The sequence below is a fragment of the Streptomyces xantholiticus genome, from assembly GCF_014651015.1.
Classification (GTDB): domain Bacteria; phylum Actinomycetota; class Actinomycetes; order Streptomycetales; family Streptomycetaceae; genus Streptomyces; species Streptomyces xantholiticus.
Genome location: NZ_BMWB01000024.1, coordinates 109,586 through 125,210 on the forward strand (window position 1 = coordinate 109,586; position 15,625 = coordinate 125,210).

Consider the following 15,625-nt stretch of genomic DNA (forward strand, 5'->3'; position numbering starts at 1 on the left):
GTCACGGCAGGGTGAACGCGCACCACACCACCTTGCCCGGGTCGCGCCGGCCGACACCCCAGGTGTCGGCCAGCGCGTCCACCAGCAGCAGTCCGCGCCCCGACTCACCGGCCGGGGCGCGGACGCAGGGCCGCCCGGCGCCGCTGTCGTGCACCTCGACCCGGAGGGCGGTCCCTTGCTCGTACAGCCACAGCCGCAGCAGATAACCACGCCCCGGCGGTACGCCGTGCACCAGCGCGTTCGTCGCGAGCTCGCTCACGCACAGCGTGATGTCGTCGGCCTGTGAGCCCCATCCCCACGCGCCCAGTGCTTCACGGACGAACTCCCTTGCAGCGGCCACCGATCGACGCTCGCGGCGGCAGAACATCTCGCGCAGGTCCTCGTCTTGCATCGTCTTGTCCACGGGCAAGAGCGTCGCGGCGGGTGACTGGCCGGCAGCACTCCGTCGACCCGTACGTTTCATTTGTACGGGTGGCGGAGGCGTAACGTACGACCGTGTCCGGGGAGTTGGTCAGACATGCACCCAAGGAGACGCCAACGGAAGAACGCCACCGCAGTGCGTATGGTCGGCCGCCAACTGGCCCGCTTCCGAGAGGCCGCGGGCCTCACGCAACGTGAACTCGCGACGGAATTCAACCTCGCGGAGGAGACGGTCGCCTCGATCGAACAGGGCCATCGTCCGCTGAAGCCGGACCTCGCGCAGAGATTCGACGACCGCCTCGACACGAAGGGCGCGCTGTCGGTCGCGGTCGAGCACATGCCGGAGGTGGACCTGATTCCGGCGTGGGCGGAGGAGTACATGGACCTGGAGCGCGAGGCGATCGCGCTGTCCTGGTACGACAACCAGGTCGTCCCGGGCCTGCTCCAGACCGAGCGCTACGCGCGCGGGGTCTTCCGCAGCCGGGTGCCCGCGTTCAATGCCGACGAGATCGAGGCACAGGTCGCCGCCCGCGTCGCACGCCAGGAGATCCTGGCGCGGACCCGGCCGCCGACGATCAGCTTCGTGATGTGGGAGGCCATTCTCATGGACCGCATCGGCGGGAACGAGGTGTACGAGGAGCAGGTCCGTCACTTACGCGCGTGCGCCGAATTGCCGGGCGTATCGCTGCAAGTGATGCCGTTCGGCCGCACCAGCCACGCGGGGCTCAACGGCCCGTTCACGTTGGCTGGAGACCCCGGATCATCAGCTCGTTGGCTACACCGAAGGTCAGCGCGGCAGCCAGCTGCTCATCGGCCCCGACGAGGTCAGCATCCTTGCGCAGAAGTATGCGATGCTGCGGGCACAGGCCCTCAACCCCGAGGACAGCACGGGCCTGTTGGACCGGCTGCTGGGAGAGAGATGAGCACCGCACTGAAGTGGTTCAAGTCCAGCTACAGCGGCGATGAGGGCGGCCAGTGCCTCGAAGTGGCCTACAACTGGCGCAAGTCGACCCACAGCGGCAGCGAAGGCGGACAGTGCGTCGAGGTCGCCGCGCACCCCGCCGCCGTCCACGTCCGGGACTCCAAGACTGCCGGCGGCCCGGTGCTGACGCTCGCACCGGCCGCCTGGACGGCCTTCGTCAGCGACCTGCGCTGAGACCCTGTGCGCCCTGGACGTACAGGGCCCACGCGAGGCAGCCGAAGGCCGCCGTGTGCAGGACGGCCCGGACGGTGTTCCATCTGACCCATGTATCCTCGAAAGCCGCCCGAGCGGCCTCGAGCTGAGCGGGGTCGCGCGCGAGGGACACCTTGTCGAGCGCGTCGTTGAGCGGCACGTTCTGCGTGCCGGTCACAAGGAACGCCACCACGTACAGGACGAGCGCGGCCACGATCCACCAGCGGGCCCCGACGCCGTGCCCGCCGCCCGGGCGGACCGCCGCGAGGACGAGCAGGGGCAGCGGCAGCAGGAAGGGCACCAGGAACCAGCCGTTGATGATGGCGCGGTTGATGTGCTGCATGGTCTGGACGAACGCCTGGTCGCCGGAGCGGGCCAGACCCGGCATGACCGCGTAGGCGAAGGCGGCGAACAGACCGGCCATCAGCCCGGTCGCCACGGTGGAGGCCACCAGGGCCGCGGTGCTCAGTGTTCTCATACGTTCTCCTCTGCGCTGTCGGCGGCGGGAGTGACCCATTCGACGAACTGGACGATCACCCCGTTGGGGTCGGTGACCTGGAAGAGCCGCTCGCCCCACGGCTCCTCGCGCAGCGGCATGGTGATCTCGACGCCTTCGGCGCGCAGCCGCTTCTCCTCGGCCTCCAGCCCCGTGAGGGTGAAGGCGAGGATGAGTCCGCCGGCGTGCTGGTCGCGCTGCTCTGCGGGCAGGACCTCGATACCGCGCCGCAGCAGAACGATGTCGACCGCGGCGTCGGCCCGGGTGAGGGAGGCGAAGCCGTCGGCGGCGGCCTGCTCCTGGTAGCCGAGGTGGGTGGTGAAGAAGGCCTGGGAAGCGGCCACGTCGTCGACGGTGAGCGAGACGGTGGAGGCGGTGATCTGCAAGGCGGTGTCCTTTTCCGGAGGTCGGGGGAGCCGGCGCGCCACGGTGGCGGTCGGGTCGGTCAGTAGGAGCTGCGGCGCGGGAGGTTGCGTGCGCGGCGGTGGTTGTCCTGGAAGCGGACGGGATGGAGCTGTGCGGGCTGTCGACCGCCTTGCTGCCGTCCACGGGCGGCCTGGTTGCCGGTCGCCTGGTCGGCGAGGAGCTTGGCGAGCTCGATTCGCTGCATACGATGTTCCCCTCGATAGAAACTTACGTTGGACGTAAACTTAGACGGAGGAGAGTCAGGCTGTCAACATAAAAATGCTACGGATGTAAGATTCCCTCATGAGTACCGAGACGAGCACGATGACGGGCCCCCCGGCGCACGCCGCGTCGCCCGGCCTACGAGAGGCCAAGAAGCGCGAGACACGGCAGCTGATCTCCGACCATGCGACCAGGCTGTTCATGGCCCAGGGCTTCGAGCGGACGACCATCGCGGAGATCGCCGACGCCGCGCGCGTGGCGAAGAAGACGGTGACCAACTACTTCCCGCGCAAGGAGGACATGGCACTGGACCACCAGGAGGCGTTCGCCGCGAGCCTGGCGGACACCGTCGCCTCCCGGTCCTCCGGTGAATCGGCCCTCGCGGCGCTGCGCCGCGCGTTCGAGGCCGCCGTCGCGGCCCAGGATCCGATCGCAGGATTCGCGGGCCCGGACTTCTCGCGCATGATCGACGACAGCCCGACTCTGTCGGCCTGCCTGCGCGGTCTGCACGACCGGCGCGAGGAGGCCCTTGCCCACGCCCTCGCCCGGGCCACGGGCACGTCCGCCGACGACATCACGCCCCGTACGGCGGCCGCGCTGCTGGGCGCGACGCACCGGGTTTTGTTCGGGCGCATCCAGGAGCTCACCCTCGCGGGCCACTCAGGCGACGACATCGCGCGGACCGTCGGGGACGAGGCCGCCCGCGCCTTCGACCTGCTCGAACCGGCCCTCGCCGACTACGCGGTCGCCTGACCGCGGGCACCGTGTCGCCGTCGCCGCACACGCCGGACGGCCCGGTGCGCACGCTCGCACCGGGCCGTCCGGAACTTCTTCGTCAGCGGGCTGCGCCGAGCCCCTGGGCAACCTCCGTCGCCCAGTACGTGAGGATCATGCTCGCGCCCGCGCGCTTGATGCCGAGCAGCGTCTCGGCGATCGCCGCCTCGCGGTTGATCCAGCCCTTCTCCGCGGCGGCCTCTACCATCGCGTACTCGCCGCTGATCTGGTACGCCGCGACCGGCACGTCCACCGACTCGGCGACCTTGGCCAGGACATCGAGATAGGGGCCGGCGGGTTTGACCATGACCATGTCCGCGCCCTCCTCGAGGTCGAGCGCCAGTTCGCGCAGCGACTCGCGCACATTGGCCGGGTCCTGCTGGTACGTCTTGCGGTCGCCCTTCAGCGACGAGCCGACGGCCTCGCGGAAGGGGCCGTAGAAGGCGGACGAGTACTTCGCGGTGTACGCGAGGATCGACACGTCCTCCTTGCCGATGGTGTCGAGCGCGTCGCGGACGACGCCGATCTGGCCGTCCATCATGCCGCTGGGGCCCACGACGTGGACGCCCGCGTCGGCCTGGACCTGGGCCATCTCGGCGTAACGTTCCAGCGTGGCGTCGTTGTCGACGCGGCCGTCCGCCGCGAGGACTCCGCAGTGGCCGTGGTCGGTGTACTCGTCCAGGCACAGGTCGGACATGATCACGAGCTCGTCGCCGACCTCGGCCTTCACGTCCCGGATCGCGACCTGAAGAATCCCGTCCGGGTCCGTGCCGGCGGTCCCGAGCCCGTCCTTCTTCTCGTCCTCGGGCACGCCGAAGAGCATGATCCCGGCGACCCCGGCCTCGCGCGCCTCGACGGCGGCCTTCCGGAGGGTGTCACGGGTGTGCTGCACGACGCCCGGCATCGCCTGGATGGGGACGGGCTCACTGATCCCCTCGCGCACGAAGGCGGGCAGGATCAGATCGGCCGGGTGCAGCCGGGTCTCGGCGACCATACGCCGCATCGCAGGATTCACCCGCAGCCGCCGCGGCCGCGCACCGGGAAAGGATCCGTACACAGTCATGCATGCCACGCTACGCCCGCCGCAGGGGTGCGAATGCCGACAGCCCGTCGGAGCGGTGGCCGGCCGCTACGGACGCTTCGCGGTGACGATCCAGGCGGCCGACGCGTAGAGCACGCCTTCCGGTGTCGCATGGGCCTCGATGTCCGCCCGCAGATCGGCGAGGGCCCGCGCACGGCCTGCCTCGTCGAGGTCGTCGAGCATCCAGGCGACCATGCCCGAGACGAAGGCGTACGCCTGCTCGGCGTCCCGCCCGAAGTACATGGGGCGACGCAGCCCCGTCAGTTCCGGCTCCTCGAACCCGGCGGTGGTGAGCCGGTCCCGTACGACGTCGGGATCGGCCATGGCGAACGGACCGGGCGCGCCCGGCGGCGGCACCGGAAGGTCGCGACCCGCCGCGAGGGCGGTCGCGAAGGACCGGAACCACTCGTTGCGCTCCACGCCCTGCCACACCAACAGCACCAGTCGGCCGCCGGGCCGCAGGGCTCGGGCGATGTTACGGAAGGCGGTCACCGGCTCGGCGAAGAACATGGATCCGGCGCGGCTGATGGCGGCGTCGAAGGACGCCTCCGGGAAGGGATACGTCTGGGCGTCGGCCTGCTCGAAGCGGACGCTGTCGAGCCCCTCGCGCTCGGCCTCCCGCCGCGCCACGCGCAGCATCGGGCCCGAGAGGTCGACGCCGAGGACCGGCCCGCCGACGGTGAGCCGGGCGGCGGCGCGGGACGTCAGCCCGTTGCCGCAGCCGATGTCGAGGACGGCCTCGCCGCGGTGGAGGGCGGCGGCATCGAGGAACGGCCGCTGGTAGGCGTGGACAGCGCGGTCGAAACGGTCCGCATGCGCGGCCCAGTAGGAACCCTCGTCACCGTCCCAGGAGCGTGCCTGCTCGGCGTTGGACGGATCGACGTGCAGAGTCCTGGCGCTCATGACGGTCACCCACTCGCTCTCACCCAGGTGGCAGCTCTGCTTCCGGTGTACGCCTCCCCGTGCGCGGCCGCCAACCCTGGCGGGGCGGGCGTGGCCGCTGCGCGGGGCCGTTTCCCCTCCCCGCCCTTTCCCGACACCGGGCTCCGCCCGGACCCGTTCACCGCGCTCCGCGCGGTGTTTCGGGGCTCCGCCCCCGCGCCTCGAACGCCGGCGGGGCTGTATGTGCCCTCGTCCGGCGGCCCGGTCTGCCGCGACGGGGGCATTCCAGCCGCCCGGCGTTCGAGGACACCGGCCGCAGCGCGGTACCGGGTCCGGGGCGGAGCCCCGAGCACCGCCCGAAAGACGAAACGGGGCCCGGCACGAAGCCCGTACGGGGTCCGGGGGCCGACATGGACGGGCGCGAAGCCCGAACCGGAGCCCGGGCCAAAAGCCACGAGCACCGCCCGAAGAGCGGACGAAGGCCGGAGACGAAGCCCCCGCACCGGGCCCGGCCCAAAAGCCACGAAGCACCGCACGAAAGGCGGAGGAGGCCCAGGACGAAGCCCCCGTAACGAGGCCCGGGGCGGAGCCCCGGTCAAGGGAAGGGGCGGGTAGGGGAAAAGCACCCCACCCGCCCCAGAACGCCCTTCGGGCCTCAGGTCGTCGTCCGACGCCGCCGTCCGCCAGGACGCCGCTCCGACGGCCGCGTCACATGCTCGCCCGCCTCGACCGCCGCCGCCCGCCGCGCCGCGCCGAAGTCGGCGAGCGCCTCGGCCAGCCGGTGCACGGACGGCTCCGGGGACAGGACGTCCACCCGCAGCCCGTGCTCCTCCGCGGTCTTCGCGGTCGCCGGACCGATGCAGGCGATCACGGTCACGTTGTGCGGCTTGCCGGCGATACCGACCAGGTTCCGCACGGTCGACGACGAGGTGAAGAGCACCGCGTCGAAGCCGCCGCCCTTGATCGCCTCGCGCGTCTCCGCCGGCGGCGGCGAGGCCCGCACGGTCCGGTAGGCGGTGACGTCGTCGACCTCCCAGCCCAGCTCGATGAGGCCCGCGACCAGTGTCTCGGTGGCGATGTCGGCGCGCGGGAGGAAGACGCGGTCGATCGGGTCGAAGACCGGGTCGTAGGGCGGCCAGTCCTCCAGCAGACCGGCCGCGGACTGCTCACCGCTCGGCACGAGGTCCGGCTTCACACCGAAGTCGACGAGCGCCGCGGCCGTCTGCTCGCCGACGGCCGCGACCTTGATCCCGGCGAAGGCACGCGCGTCGAGCCCGTACTCCTCGAACTTCTCCCGCACGGCCTTGACCGCGTTGACCGAGGTGAAGGCGATCCACTCGTAGCGGCCGGTGACAAGGCCCTTGACCGCGCGCTCCATCTGCTGGGGCGTGCGCGGCGGTTCGACGGCGATGGTCGGGACCTCGTGCGGCACCGCGCCGTAGGAACGGAGCTGGTCGGAGAGCGAGGCGGCCTGCTCCTTCGTGCGCGGCACGAGCACCTTCCAGCCGAACAGCGGCTTGGATTCGAACCACGCGAGCTGGTCGCGCTGTGCGGCGGCACTGCGCTCACCGACCACGGCTATGACCGGCTGTTGTCCCTCGGGGGACGGCAGCACCTTCGCCTGCTTCAGGGTCTGCGCGATCGTGCCGAGCGTCGCCGTCCAGGTCCGCTGCCGGGTCGTCGTACCCGCGACGGTGACCGTCAGCGGGGTGTCCGGCTTGCGGCCGGCGGCGACCAGTTCACCGGCGGCCGCGGCGACCGTCTCCAGCGTGGTGGAGACGACGGCCGTGCCGTCACTCGCACCGACCTCGGTCCAGCACCGGTCGGAAGCCGTCCGCGCGTCGATGAACCGGACGTCCGTGCCGTGCTCGTCGCGGAGCGGGACACCCGCGTACGCGGGCACGCCCACCGCGGCGGCAACGCCCGGCACGACCTCGAAGGGGATCCCCGCCGCGGCGCAGGCGAGCATCTCCTGACCTGCGTCGTTGTCGAGACCCGGGTCGCCGGTCACCGCACGCACGACCCGCTTGCCGCCCCGCGCGGCCTCCATGACAAGATTGGCCGCATCCCTGAGTACGGGGATCCCGGCGGATGTTGACGCATCGTCAACAACCGTCAGTTCGGGCGTGCTCACGCTCGCCCGCGCATGGCCGCGAACGACGTCGAGCACATGCGGCTCGGCGATCAGCACGTCGGCTCCGGCGAGCGCCTCGACGGCGCGCAGAGTCAGCAGACCGGGATCGCCGGGACCGGCACCCAGGAAGGTGACGTGCCCTTGTCCGTGTGCCGGACGGGGCGGATGGTTCGAGGTGGTGGGGCTCAATGTGCTCGCTCCCCCATAAGACCGGCCGCACCCTTGGCGAGCATCTCGTCCGCGAGTTCGCGTCCGAGCGCCGCCGCGTCGCCGTGCGACGTGGGTACGGGACCGGTGGTGGACAGCTGCACCAGCGAGGAGCCGTCGATCGTGCCGACGACGCCGCGCAGGCGCATCTCGGTGACAGCCTGGCCGTCGCCCAACAGGTCGGCCAGCGCACCCACAGGTGCGGAGCAGCCGGCCTCCAGGGCGGCGAGCAGGGCACGCTCGGCGGTCACGGCGGCCCGCGTGTGCGGGTCGTCGAGCTCGGCGAGCGCGGCGACGAGGTGCGCGTCGTCCGCGGCACACTCGATCGCCAGGGCCCCCTGGCCGGGGGCGGGCAGGACGAAGTCCACCGACAGGAAGTCGGTCACCTCGTCGGTCCTGCCGATGCGGTTGAGTCCGGCCGCGGCGAGCACGACGGCGTCGAGCTCCCCGTTCCGCACAAATCCGATCCGGGTGTCGACGTTGCCGCGGATCGGCACCGTCTCGATCGTCAGGCCGTGCGTGCGGGCGTACGCGTTCAGCTGCGCCATCCGGCGCGGCGAACCGGTACCCACCCGGGCGCCGTTCGGCAGCTGCTCGAAGGTCAGGCCCTCGCGCGCGACCAGCACGTCCCGCGGGTCCTCGCGCTTCGGCACGGCCGCGAGCGCCAGCTCGTCGGGCTGTGTCGTCGGCAGGTCCTTCAGCGAGTGAACGGCGAAGTCGACCTCGCCGCGCGCCAGCGCCTCACGGAGCGCGGCGACGAACACGCCCGTGCCGCCGATCTGCGCGAGATGCTCACGGGACACGTCCCCGTACGTGGTGATCTCGACGAGCTCGACGTCGCGGCCGGTCAGGCGGCGCACCGCCTCGGCCACTTGCCCGGACTGGGCCATGGCCAGTTTGCTGCGCCGGGTTCCGAGCCTCAGTGCCCTCTCGGTCATACTCGCCCTCGGTTCTTGACGTCTGCGTCATTCAGGTCGGCCCGGCTGACGGAGGCGACCGTCTCCGGGTCGAGGTCGAAGAGGGTCCGCAGCGCGTCCGCGTACCCGGCGCCGCCGGGTTCCCCGGCCAGCTGCTTGACCCGCACGGTGGGCGCGTGCAGGAGCTTGTCCACCACACGGCGCACCGTCTGGGTGATCTCGGCCCGCTGCTTCTCGTCGAGCCCCGTCAGCCGCCCCTCGAGGCGGGCCATCTCACCGGCGACCACATCGGCGGCCATGGTGCGCAGGGCGACCACGGTGGGCGTGATGTGCGCGGCACGCTGGGCCGCGCCGAACGCGGCGACCTCGGCGGAGACGATGGAGCGGACCTGGTCCACATCGGCGGCCATCGGCGCGTCGGCGGAGGCCTCCGCGAGGGACTCGATGTCGACGAGCCGTACCCCCGCGAGGCGGTGGGCGGCGGCGTCGATGTCACGGGGCATGGCCAGGTCGAGCAGCGCGAGCCGTACCGGGCCGTTGCCGGACGCGGTGAGCGCGCCGGTGCGGGCCTTACGGGGAAGGCGCGAGCCACCGGTGGTCCAGGCGCCGTGCTGCGCCAGGGAGTCGTCCAGGCCGACGGGGCACTCGGCCCCGGCTGCCCCGCCGCGCAGCGCGTCCTCGGCGCCTTGGGCAACATTCGCACCTGCGGAGTCCACGACCGGTCCCGTCGCGCCCCCACCGGCTTGAGCAGCGCCGGAGGAACCGGAGTCACCCTGCGCCGGTGCCCCCGGGCCGCCGACCCGGTCCACACCCGGCAGGCCCGCCAGGTCGTCGGCGCCGCCCGGCAGTTCGGCAACGCGGCCGTCGCGGGCCGCGAGCGCGGCCAGCCGGGCGACGACGCTGCCCTCGGGGGCGCGCAGATCCGCGACGGAGGACGCGCCCGGCACCACGTGCTCGGCGAGCGCCGCCGCGACCGCCTCGGCCGTCAGCACGAGACCGGTCGCACCCGTGCACGAGACGGCCACGTCGGCCAGGGCGAGCTCGGCGGGCACGTCGGACATGCTCACGGCGCGCGCCTCGACCGTGCCCGGCTCGGAGAGCGCCGCGGACAGTCGCTCCGCACGCTCCATGGTCCTGTTGGCGACGACGAGTTCCCGTACGCCGAGTCGCGCCAGGGTCGTGGCGGCGAGCGAGGACATCGAACCGGCGCCGATGACCAGCACCCGCTTGTCCGCGGCCCACTCCTCGACCGGCACACCGACGGCGAGCTGCTCGAGGCCGAAGGTGACGAGCGACTGCCCGGCCCTGTCGATCCCGGTCTCGCTGTGCGCCCGCTTGCCGACCCGCAGCGCCTGCTGGAAGAGGTCGTTGATCAGCCGTCCGGCGGTGTGCAGTTCCTGCCCGAGTGCCAGCGCGTCCTTGATCTGACCGAGGATCTGGCCCTCACCGACGACCATCGAGTCGAGACCGCAGGCCACCGAGAAGAGGTGGTGGACCGCCCGGTCCTCGTAGTGCACGTAGAGATACGGAGTGAGCTCCTCGAGGCCCACCCCGCTGTGCTGGGCGAGCAGCGTCGACAGCTCGGCGACGCCGGCGTGGAACTTGTCCACGTCGGCGTACAGCTCGATGCGGTTGCACGTGGCCAGCACGGCCGCCTCGGTGGCGGGTTCCGCGGCGAGGGTGTCCTGCAGCAGCTTGATCCGCGCGTCGGTGGGCAGCGACGCCCGCTCCAGCACGCTCACGGGGGCACTGCGGTGGCTCAGCCCTACGACCAGGAGACTCATGCCGGCATCACCGCGGACATGTCGCCGTCGGGGCCCCTGCGGGTCGCGGCCTCTTCGCCGGCCTTGCGCTGCTCGTGGAAGGCGAGGATCTGCAGCTCGATGGAGAGGTCGACCTTGCGCACGTCGACACCGTCGGGCACGGACAGCACGGTCGGCGCGAAGTTCAGGATCGAGGTGACGCCGGCGGCGATCAGTCGCTCGCACACCTGCTGGGCTGCACCGGCGGGCGTGGAGATGACGCCGATCGAGACCCCGTTGTCGCTGATGATCTTCTCGAGCTCGTCCGTGTGCTGGACCGGGATGCCGGCGACGGGCTTTCCGGCCATTGCCGGGTCGGCGTCGATCAGCGCGGCGACCCGGAAACCACGGGACGCGAAGCCGCCGTAGTTGGCGAGTGCGGCGCCGAGGTTACCGATTCCTACGATCACAACCGGCCAGTCCTGGGTCAGCCCCAGTTCACGGGAGATCTGGTAGACGAGATACTCCACGTCGTAGCCGACGCCACGCGTTCCGTACGAGCCGAGGTAGGAGAAGTCCTTGCGCAGCTTCGCGGAGTTGACGCCTGCCGCGGCCGCGAGCTCCTCGGAGGAGACGGTGGGTACGGACCGCTCGGACAGAGCGGTCAGAGCCCGCAGGTACAGCGGGAGCCGAGCGACGGTGGCCTCGGGGATTCCTCGGCTACGGGTCGCCGGTCGGTGATTTCGGCCAGTTGCCACGGTGCTCCTGGGGGATGAGCGAGGCTGCAGGCGGCCATGTGTCCCAAGACCGCCCCGTCGACAGCAGGCTATGTCTTTGTGAACGCGTGCACAAAGATGGTGTCCGCTTTGTCCGTGCAAAGTGACCGGGCTCACGCAATTCGACGGCGGCATTGCGGAACCGCAAACCGTTCGTGACCGTTGCGACACCGAGGGGCGCAAACCGGACACACTCCTCTCGAAAACCCCCTGGGACGACCTGATTCCGTCCACTCTGCCCTGCCGCCCCGCTTCCCGACAGGCCTGCGACACAAGGCTCACGCGCCGAGCGCACGCCGGAGTCGACCGGCGTCCACCTTCCAGAAGGTGTGCTGCTCGCCGTCGACCAGCACGACGGGGATCTGCTCCCAATAGGCGCGGTGCAACTCCTCGTCCTCGTTGATGTCCTTCTCCTCCCAGGAGGCGCCCACCTCGGCGCACACCTGCCGGACCACCTCGCGCGCGTCGTCGCAGAGATGACACCCGGGCTTCCCGATGAGGGTGACCGTACGTTCGGCGGAGTTCTTCTTGGTGCGCCGCAGCAGAGGACTCATGCACCCATTCTCGCCGGTCCTCTTCACAGCGCGGACGCGGAGAGTTCACGCCGCCGCACCCCGGCGTGGCGGGAAGTGCCGAACAGACTGGCTATGCTCACGCCATGGCCGCACTGGGATGGCTCACCCCGCGTAGGCGCTCCGCCACGGCACGCAGCGTGCTCGCGGGCGAAGCCGCAGCAGAGGCAGCACGGAAGTCCTCGCAGACGATCGAGGCCCTCGAGGCACAAGAGCTCACCGCGCCTACCGTCGAACGGGAGTTCCCCGTCGCGGGCGACGAACGCGCCGCCGCCTTCTTCGACCTCGACAACACGGTCATGCAGGGTGCCGCGATCTTCCATTTCGGCCGGGGCCTGTACAAGCGGAAGTTCTTCCAGCGCCGCGAACTGGCCCGATTCGCCTGGCAGCAGGCGTGGTTCAGGCTCGCGGGGGTCGAGGACCCGGAGCACATGCAGGACGTCCGCGAAAGCGCCCTGTCCATCGTCCAGGGCCACCGCGTGTCCGAACTGATGAGCATCGGCGAGGAGATCTACGACGAGTACATGGCCGACCGCATCTGGCCGGGCACCCGGGCCCTCGCGCAGGCGCACCTCGACGCAGGCCAGAAGGTGTGGCTGGTGACCGCGGCCCCCGTCGAGACGGCGACGATCATCGCCCGCCGCCTCGGCCTGACCGGCGCGCTGGGCACGGTCGCCGAGTCCGTCGACGGCGTCTACACGGGCAAGCTCGTCGGCGAACCGCTGCACGGCCCGGCGAAGGCGGAGGCGGTCCGCGCCCTGGCGGCCGCCGAGGGCCTGGATCTCTCCCGCTGCGCCGCGTACAGCGACAGCCACAACGACATCCCGATGCTCTCGCTCGTCGGTCATCCGTACGCGATCAACCCGGACACCAAGCTGCGCAAGCACGCCCGGCAACGGGACTGGCGCCTGCGCGACTACCGGACGGGCCGCAAGGCCGCCAAGGTCGGCATCCCTGCCGCGGCCGGTGTGGGCGCACTGGCCGGCGGTACCGCCGCCGCGGTCGCCCTGCACCGCCGCCGCCGCTGACGCCCCGCCCGGCCCGCGCGGCCGGCGCCGTCCACACCACCGCCACACCACCGCCACGCCACCACTGCCGCCACGCACCGTAACCACGCACCGTCATGTCTTCCGCACATGTGCGCACGCGCGTGTCGTCGGCCAATCCTCGCGCGTTGCACCGGTAGGCCCCCGGCCAGTCCTCTTGTCCCGCCCCGGGCACAACCGACTCCTGCGCAAGACAGATCACGACCAAATTCGATCAACAACTGCTCCCAATGTGCGATCAGATCGGTCGTCCAGACGTAACAGAAGCGTCGAAAACGACGATTTGGGCAACTGGGCGTAGCACTGCCTGTACGAAGCGTTATTCTCCTCAAACGCATGACGGACCCCACCAGTCCCCACGACGGGTGAACGGTCCCGCACTGCTCGTGATGGAAGCTCTGCCTCTGGGAGTCCCGTGTACCCACACGTCGGGGTTGACGCCTCGGGCCTGGCTACGCTGCGCGCAGCGGTCCTCGACCACTTGCGCGGCCTCGTCCCCGCCGCGTACGCCGTCCCCGCATTCGCCACCCCCCGCCTCGCCGCCGGCGGTCCGGCCGCCCCTTGCTATGCCCTGACCGACGGCCTGCACAAGGGGCCGGCGCGCAGCGCCGTCGACGAGGGGCGACGGACGACCGACGGACGGGCCGCGGGCAGAAGAGCGGGCCGCAGCGGCTCCGGCGCCCATGCCGCCCCCCGCCGGCCCACCGCCGACAGCGACAGCGCCCGCATGATGGACCTGGTCGAGCGCGCCCAGGCGGGCGAGGCCGAGGCCTTCGGCCGGCTCTACGACCAGTACAGCGACACCGTCTACCGCTACATCTACTACCGCGTCGGCGGCAAGGCGACGGCGGAAGACCTCACCAGTGAGACGTTCCTGCGCGCCCTGCGCCGTATCTCCACCTTCACCTGGCAGGGCCGCGACTTCGGCGCCTGGCTGGTGACGATCGCCCGAAATCTGGTCGCCGACCACTTCAAGTCGAGCCGCTTCCGGCTGGAAGTGACCACCGGAGAGATGCTCGACGCCAATGAGGTGGAACGCAGTCCGGAGGACTCGGTCCTGGAGTCCCTCTCCAACGCCGCGCTGCTCGAAGCCGTCCGCAAGCTCAACCCCCAGCAGCAGGAGTGCGTCACCCTCCGCTTCCTGCAGGGCATGTCCGTCGCCGAGACCGCCAGGGCGATGGGCAAGAACGAGGGCGCGATCAAGACCCTGCAGTACCGGGCCGTGCGTACCCTGGCCCGGCTGCTGCCCGACGACGCCCGCTGAGCCGTCCCTGCCTGGCACCGCCCCGCCAAGGTCCCGTTGCCCCACGCCGACCCCACTTCTCCCTGTACCCGACTCACATTCGGTGACGCCTCGATGACGCACTGGTCCGATCATCTTTCGCGCGTAACCCAAGTGCCGCGCCGCTCGTTGTGCGGAATGCAGGCTCCCTCTGGACACGCCATGCCCGCAGCCACTCACTCGTTCGTGTGGATGTGCTCAAGGTGTGCAACCCTCCAGAACCCCAGGGGAGTCGATCGTCATGACGAGAGGAGGTGCCGCCAGTGATCGCGAACGTTTCGGCGCACCGGCGGGCGAACGCCTTCGCCCAGGCCTTGGAAGACCAGGCGGCCGAACAGCCCGACGAGTCGGTCGAACCGCCCGGGCACGAACGGCTGTTGGCCCTGGCCCACGGTCTCGGCGAGTTGCCGAAGCCGGAGATGGACCCCGAGGTCAAGGTGGTGCAGCGGGCCCAGCTCGTGGCCGCCATGGAAGCGATGCTCCAAGAGGGCACGGCAGCCGCGCCCGGTGCGCCCGCGGGCCCTACGGTGCCCGAGCAGCGGACCTCCGGCCGCGGCGCCCATCGGGCATCCCGGCTCCGGAAGTTGCGGCCGCGTTCCCGCTGGTCGAAGGGGCTCGCGGCCGGCGGCCTGACCGTCGGTGTGGCGGCGGGTGCCTTCAGCGGGGTGGCCGCTGCCAGTTCCGACGCCCTTCCCGGTGACTCGCTGTACGGGCTGAAGCGCGGCATGGAGGACTTCAAACTCGGCCTGGCCGACGACGACTCCGACCGCGGCGAGCTCTACCTCGACCAGGCGTCGACCCGCCTGAGCGAGGCCCGTCGGCTCATGGAACGGGGCCGTTCCGGCTCCATGGACCACGAGTCGCTGGGCGAGGTGCGCCGCACGCTGAGCGGCATGCGGCACGACGTCACCGAAGGCCACCGTCTGCTCAGCGCCGCATACGAGCGCGACGGTTCGCTCACCCCCATGGCCGCGCTCAACTCCTTCTCCCGCTCGCACCGCACTGCGTGGGACGGACTGCGCGACCGGCTGCCCGCCCAGCTGACCGACGTCGGCGATGAGGTGGACTTGGCCTTCGAAGCCATAGACGAACAGGTCGGCCCGCTCGAGTCGATGCTGCCCCGAGCGCCGGAGAAGGAGCCCGGCTCCCAGGGCACGACCGCCTCGCAGAGCTCCGGGAACACCATGGTTCCGGACCGTACGGCGCCCAGCGCGTCGGGCGGCGGCGACCACATGGGCGAGGACACCCGGCCCAGCCCGTCGGGATCGAGCCCGGGCTCGCAGGACGGCCTGCTCGGTGGCAACACGGGCGGTCTGTTCGTCCCGCCAGAGGAGGTGGCGAGCCCTTCCCCGTCCGGCAAGGACTCCCAGCCGTCGGTTCCGGAAGTCACCATCCCGCCGCTGCTGCCGGGCATCCTCCCCGGACTCGGTTTCGAGGCGGAGGACGACGACTAGACAGGGCACGCGTGAGGGGTGGGTCCCGGCCGGGACCCACC

At 71.2% G+C, this 15,625-nt stretch carries 16 protein-coding genes and 2 pseudogenes; 7 read left to right on the forward strand and 11 right to left on the reverse strand.

Features of this window, described 5'->3' with window-relative positions:
* Nucleotide 1: 1 nt before the first annotated feature.
* A complete protein-coding gene (locus IE198_RS28240) occupies nt 2-403 on the reverse strand; it encodes an ATP-binding protein (RefSeq protein WP_189891599.1) in 402 nt (133 codons plus the stop codon).
* Between the two features lie 114 nt (nt 404-517).
* On the opposite strand from IE198_RS28240, the pseudogene IE198_RS28245 reads away from it, so the two are divergent.
* The 3 genes and pseudogenes from IE198_RS28245 (at nt 518) to IE198_RS28250 (ending at nt 1,576) form a co-directional block, all read left to right on the forward strand.
* Nucleotides 518-1,343 (forward strand): annotated as a pseudogene (locus IE198_RS28245) (helix-turn-helix domain-containing protein).
* An 11-nt stretch (nt 1,344-1,354) separates the two neighbouring features.
* A pseudogene (locus IE198_RS36725) lies at nt 1,355-1,408 on the forward strand (DUF397 domain-containing protein); the annotation flags it as partial.
* The gene (locus IE198_RS28250) at nt 1,406-1,576 is read left to right on the forward strand and encodes a DUF397 domain-containing protein (RefSeq protein ID WP_373300009.1); all 171 of its coding nucleotides are present in this window, start codon (nt 1,406-1,408) and stop codon (nt 1,574-1,576) included. The pseudogene IE198_RS36725 and the gene IE198_RS28250, both read left to right, overlap by 3 nt.
* Here the strand turns inward: IE198_RS28250 and IE198_RS28255 are convergent.
* Genes IE198_RS28255 through IE198_RS28265 form a run of 3 tightly spaced genes read right to left on the reverse strand, consistent with a single transcriptional unit; the run spans nt 1,560 to nt 2,700 of the window.
* A complete protein-coding gene (locus tag IE198_RS28255; RefSeq protein WP_189891615.1) occupies nt 1,560-2,072 on the reverse strand; it encodes an anthrone oxygenase family protein in 513 nt (170 codons plus the stop codon). The two genes, IE198_RS28250 and IE198_RS28255, sit on opposite strands and share 17 nt — an antisense overlap.
* Nucleotides 2,069-2,476 carry a VOC family protein gene (locus IE198_RS28260; RefSeq protein ID WP_189891617.1) on the reverse strand — a complete coding sequence of 136 codons (408 nt, stop codon included), beginning with the start codon at nt 2,474-2,476 and terminating at the stop codon, nt 2,069-2,071. The genes IE198_RS28255 and IE198_RS28260 overlap by 4 nt, the downstream gene beginning before the upstream one ends.
* Nucleotides 2,477-2,535: 59 nt before the next feature.
* Complete coding sequence (locus IE198_RS28265) at nt 2,536-2,700, reverse strand: hypothetical protein (RefSeq protein ID WP_189891619.1); 165 nt, start codon at nt 2,698-2,700, stop codon at nt 2,536-2,538.
* Between the two features lie 98 nt (nt 2,701-2,798).
* Between IE198_RS28265 and IE198_RS28270 the strand changes: the two genes are divergently transcribed.
* Nucleotides 2,799-3,470 carry a TetR/AcrR family transcriptional regulator gene (locus IE198_RS28270; protein WP_229834406.1) on the forward strand — a complete coding sequence of 224 codons (672 nt, stop codon included), beginning with the start codon at nt 2,799-2,801 and terminating at the stop codon, nt 3,468-3,470.
* 82 nt (nt 3,471-3,552) lie between these two features.
* On the opposite strand, the gene hemB is transcribed toward IE198_RS28270, so the two are convergent.
* From hemB to IE198_RS28305, 7 genes are all read right to left on the reverse strand, one after another.
* The gene (hemB, locus tag IE198_RS28275; protein ID WP_189891621.1) at nt 3,553-4,554 is read right to left on the reverse strand and encodes a porphobilinogen synthase; all 1,002 of its coding nucleotides are present in this window, start codon (nt 4,552-4,554) and stop codon (nt 3,553-3,555) included.
* A gap of 66 nt (nt 4,555-4,620) precedes the next feature.
* Entirely contained in the window at nt 4,621-5,475 is an 855-nt protein-coding gene (locus tag IE198_RS28280) for a class I SAM-dependent methyltransferase (RefSeq protein WP_189891623.1), read from the reverse strand.
* A 634-nt stretch (nt 5,476-6,109) separates the two neighbouring features.
* On the reverse strand, nt 6,110-7,777 hold the full coding sequence (locus tag IE198_RS28285) for a bifunctional uroporphyrinogen-III C-methyltransferase/uroporphyrinogen-III synthase (protein ID WP_189891626.1): 1,668 nt from the start codon (nt 7,775-7,777) through the stop codon (nt 6,110-6,112).
* Nucleotides 7,774-8,733, reverse strand: a complete 960-nt coding sequence (gene hemC / locus IE198_RS28290) for a hydroxymethylbilane synthase (RefSeq protein ID WP_189891628.1) — start codon at nt 8,731-8,733, stop codon at nt 7,774-7,776. The genes IE198_RS28285 and hemC overlap by 4 nt, the downstream gene beginning before the upstream one ends.
* The gene (locus IE198_RS28295) at nt 8,730-10,496 is read right to left on the reverse strand and encodes a glutamyl-tRNA reductase (protein WP_189891630.1); all 1,767 of its coding nucleotides are present in this window, start codon (nt 10,494-10,496) and stop codon (nt 8,730-8,732) included. Before IE198_RS28295 ends, hemC begins: the two co-directional genes overlap by 4 nt.
* Nucleotides 10,493-11,212 (reverse strand): redox-sensing transcriptional repressor Rex, encoded by a 720-nt coding sequence (locus IE198_RS28300; protein ID WP_189891632.1) that lies wholly within the window; start codon nt 11,210-11,212, stop codon nt 10,493-10,495. The genes IE198_RS28295 and IE198_RS28300 overlap by 4 nt, the downstream gene beginning before the upstream one ends.
* A 296-nt stretch (nt 11,213-11,508) precedes the next feature.
* Nucleotides 11,509-11,784, reverse strand: coding sequence for a glutaredoxin family protein (locus IE198_RS28305; RefSeq protein ID WP_189891634.1), 276 nt, complete (start codon nt 11,782-11,784; stop codon nt 11,509-11,511).
* A 104-nt stretch (nt 11,785-11,888) separates the two neighbouring features.
* On the opposite strand from IE198_RS28305, the gene IE198_RS28310 reads away from it, so the two are divergent.
* The 3 genes from IE198_RS28310 (at nt 11,889) to IE198_RS28320 (ending at nt 15,584) form a co-directional block, all read left to right on the forward strand.
* The gene (locus IE198_RS28310; protein WP_189891636.1) at nt 11,889-12,830 is read left to right on the forward strand and encodes an HAD family hydrolase; all 942 of its coding nucleotides are present in this window, start codon (nt 11,889-11,891) and stop codon (nt 12,828-12,830) included.
* A gap of 433 nt (nt 12,831-13,263) precedes the next feature.
* A complete protein-coding gene (locus IE198_RS28315) occupies nt 13,264-14,112 on the forward strand; it encodes an ECF subfamily RNA polymerase sigma factor, BldN family (RefSeq protein ID WP_189891639.1) in 849 nt (282 codons plus the stop codon).
* A gap of 281 nt (nt 14,113-14,393) precedes the next feature.
* The gene (locus IE198_RS28320; protein ID WP_189891641.1) at nt 14,394-15,584 is read left to right on the forward strand and encodes a DUF5667 domain-containing protein; all 1,191 of its coding nucleotides are present in this window, start codon (nt 14,394-14,396) and stop codon (nt 15,582-15,584) included.
* Nucleotides 15,585-15,625 lie beyond the last annotated feature (41 nt).

What these genes read in the sequence shown, in the direction of transcription:
- IE198_RS28255 (WP_189891615.1), bottom strand. Translation starts at nt 2,072, where the DNA reads ATGAGAACACTGAGCACCGCGGCCCTGGTGGCCTCCACCGTGGCGACC.
- hemC (WP_189891628.1), bottom strand. Translation starts at nt 8,733, where the DNA reads ATGACCGAGAGGGCACTGAGGCTCGGAACCCGGCGCAGCAAACTGGCC.
- hemB (WP_189891621.1), bottom strand. Translation starts at nt 4,554, where the DNA reads ATGACTGTGTACGGATCCTTTCCCGGTGCGCGGCCGCGGCGGCTGCGG.
- IE198_RS28265 (WP_189891619.1), bottom strand. Translation starts at nt 2,700, where the DNA reads ATGCAGCGAATCGAGCTCGCCAAGCTCCTCGCCGACCAGGCGACCGGC.
- IE198_RS28305 (WP_189891634.1), bottom strand. Translation starts at nt 11,784, where the DNA reads ATGAGTCCTCTGCTGCGGCGCACCAAGAAGAACTCCGCCGAACGTACG.
- IE198_RS28280 (WP_189891623.1), bottom strand. Translation starts at nt 5,475, where the DNA reads ATGAGCGCCAGGACTCTGCACGTCGATCCGTCCAACGCCGAGCAGGCA.
- IE198_RS28270 (WP_229834406.1), top strand. Translation starts at nt 2,799, where the DNA reads ATGAGTACCGAGACGAGCACGATGACGGGCCCCCCGGCGCACGCCGCG.
- IE198_RS28310 (WP_189891636.1), top strand. Translation starts at nt 11,889, where the DNA reads ATGGCCGCACTGGGATGGCTCACCCCGCGTAGGCGCTCCGCCACGGCA.
- IE198_RS28295 (WP_189891630.1), bottom strand. Translation starts at nt 10,496, where the DNA reads ATGAGTCTCCTGGTCGTAGGGCTGAGCCACCGCAGTGCCCCCGTGAGC.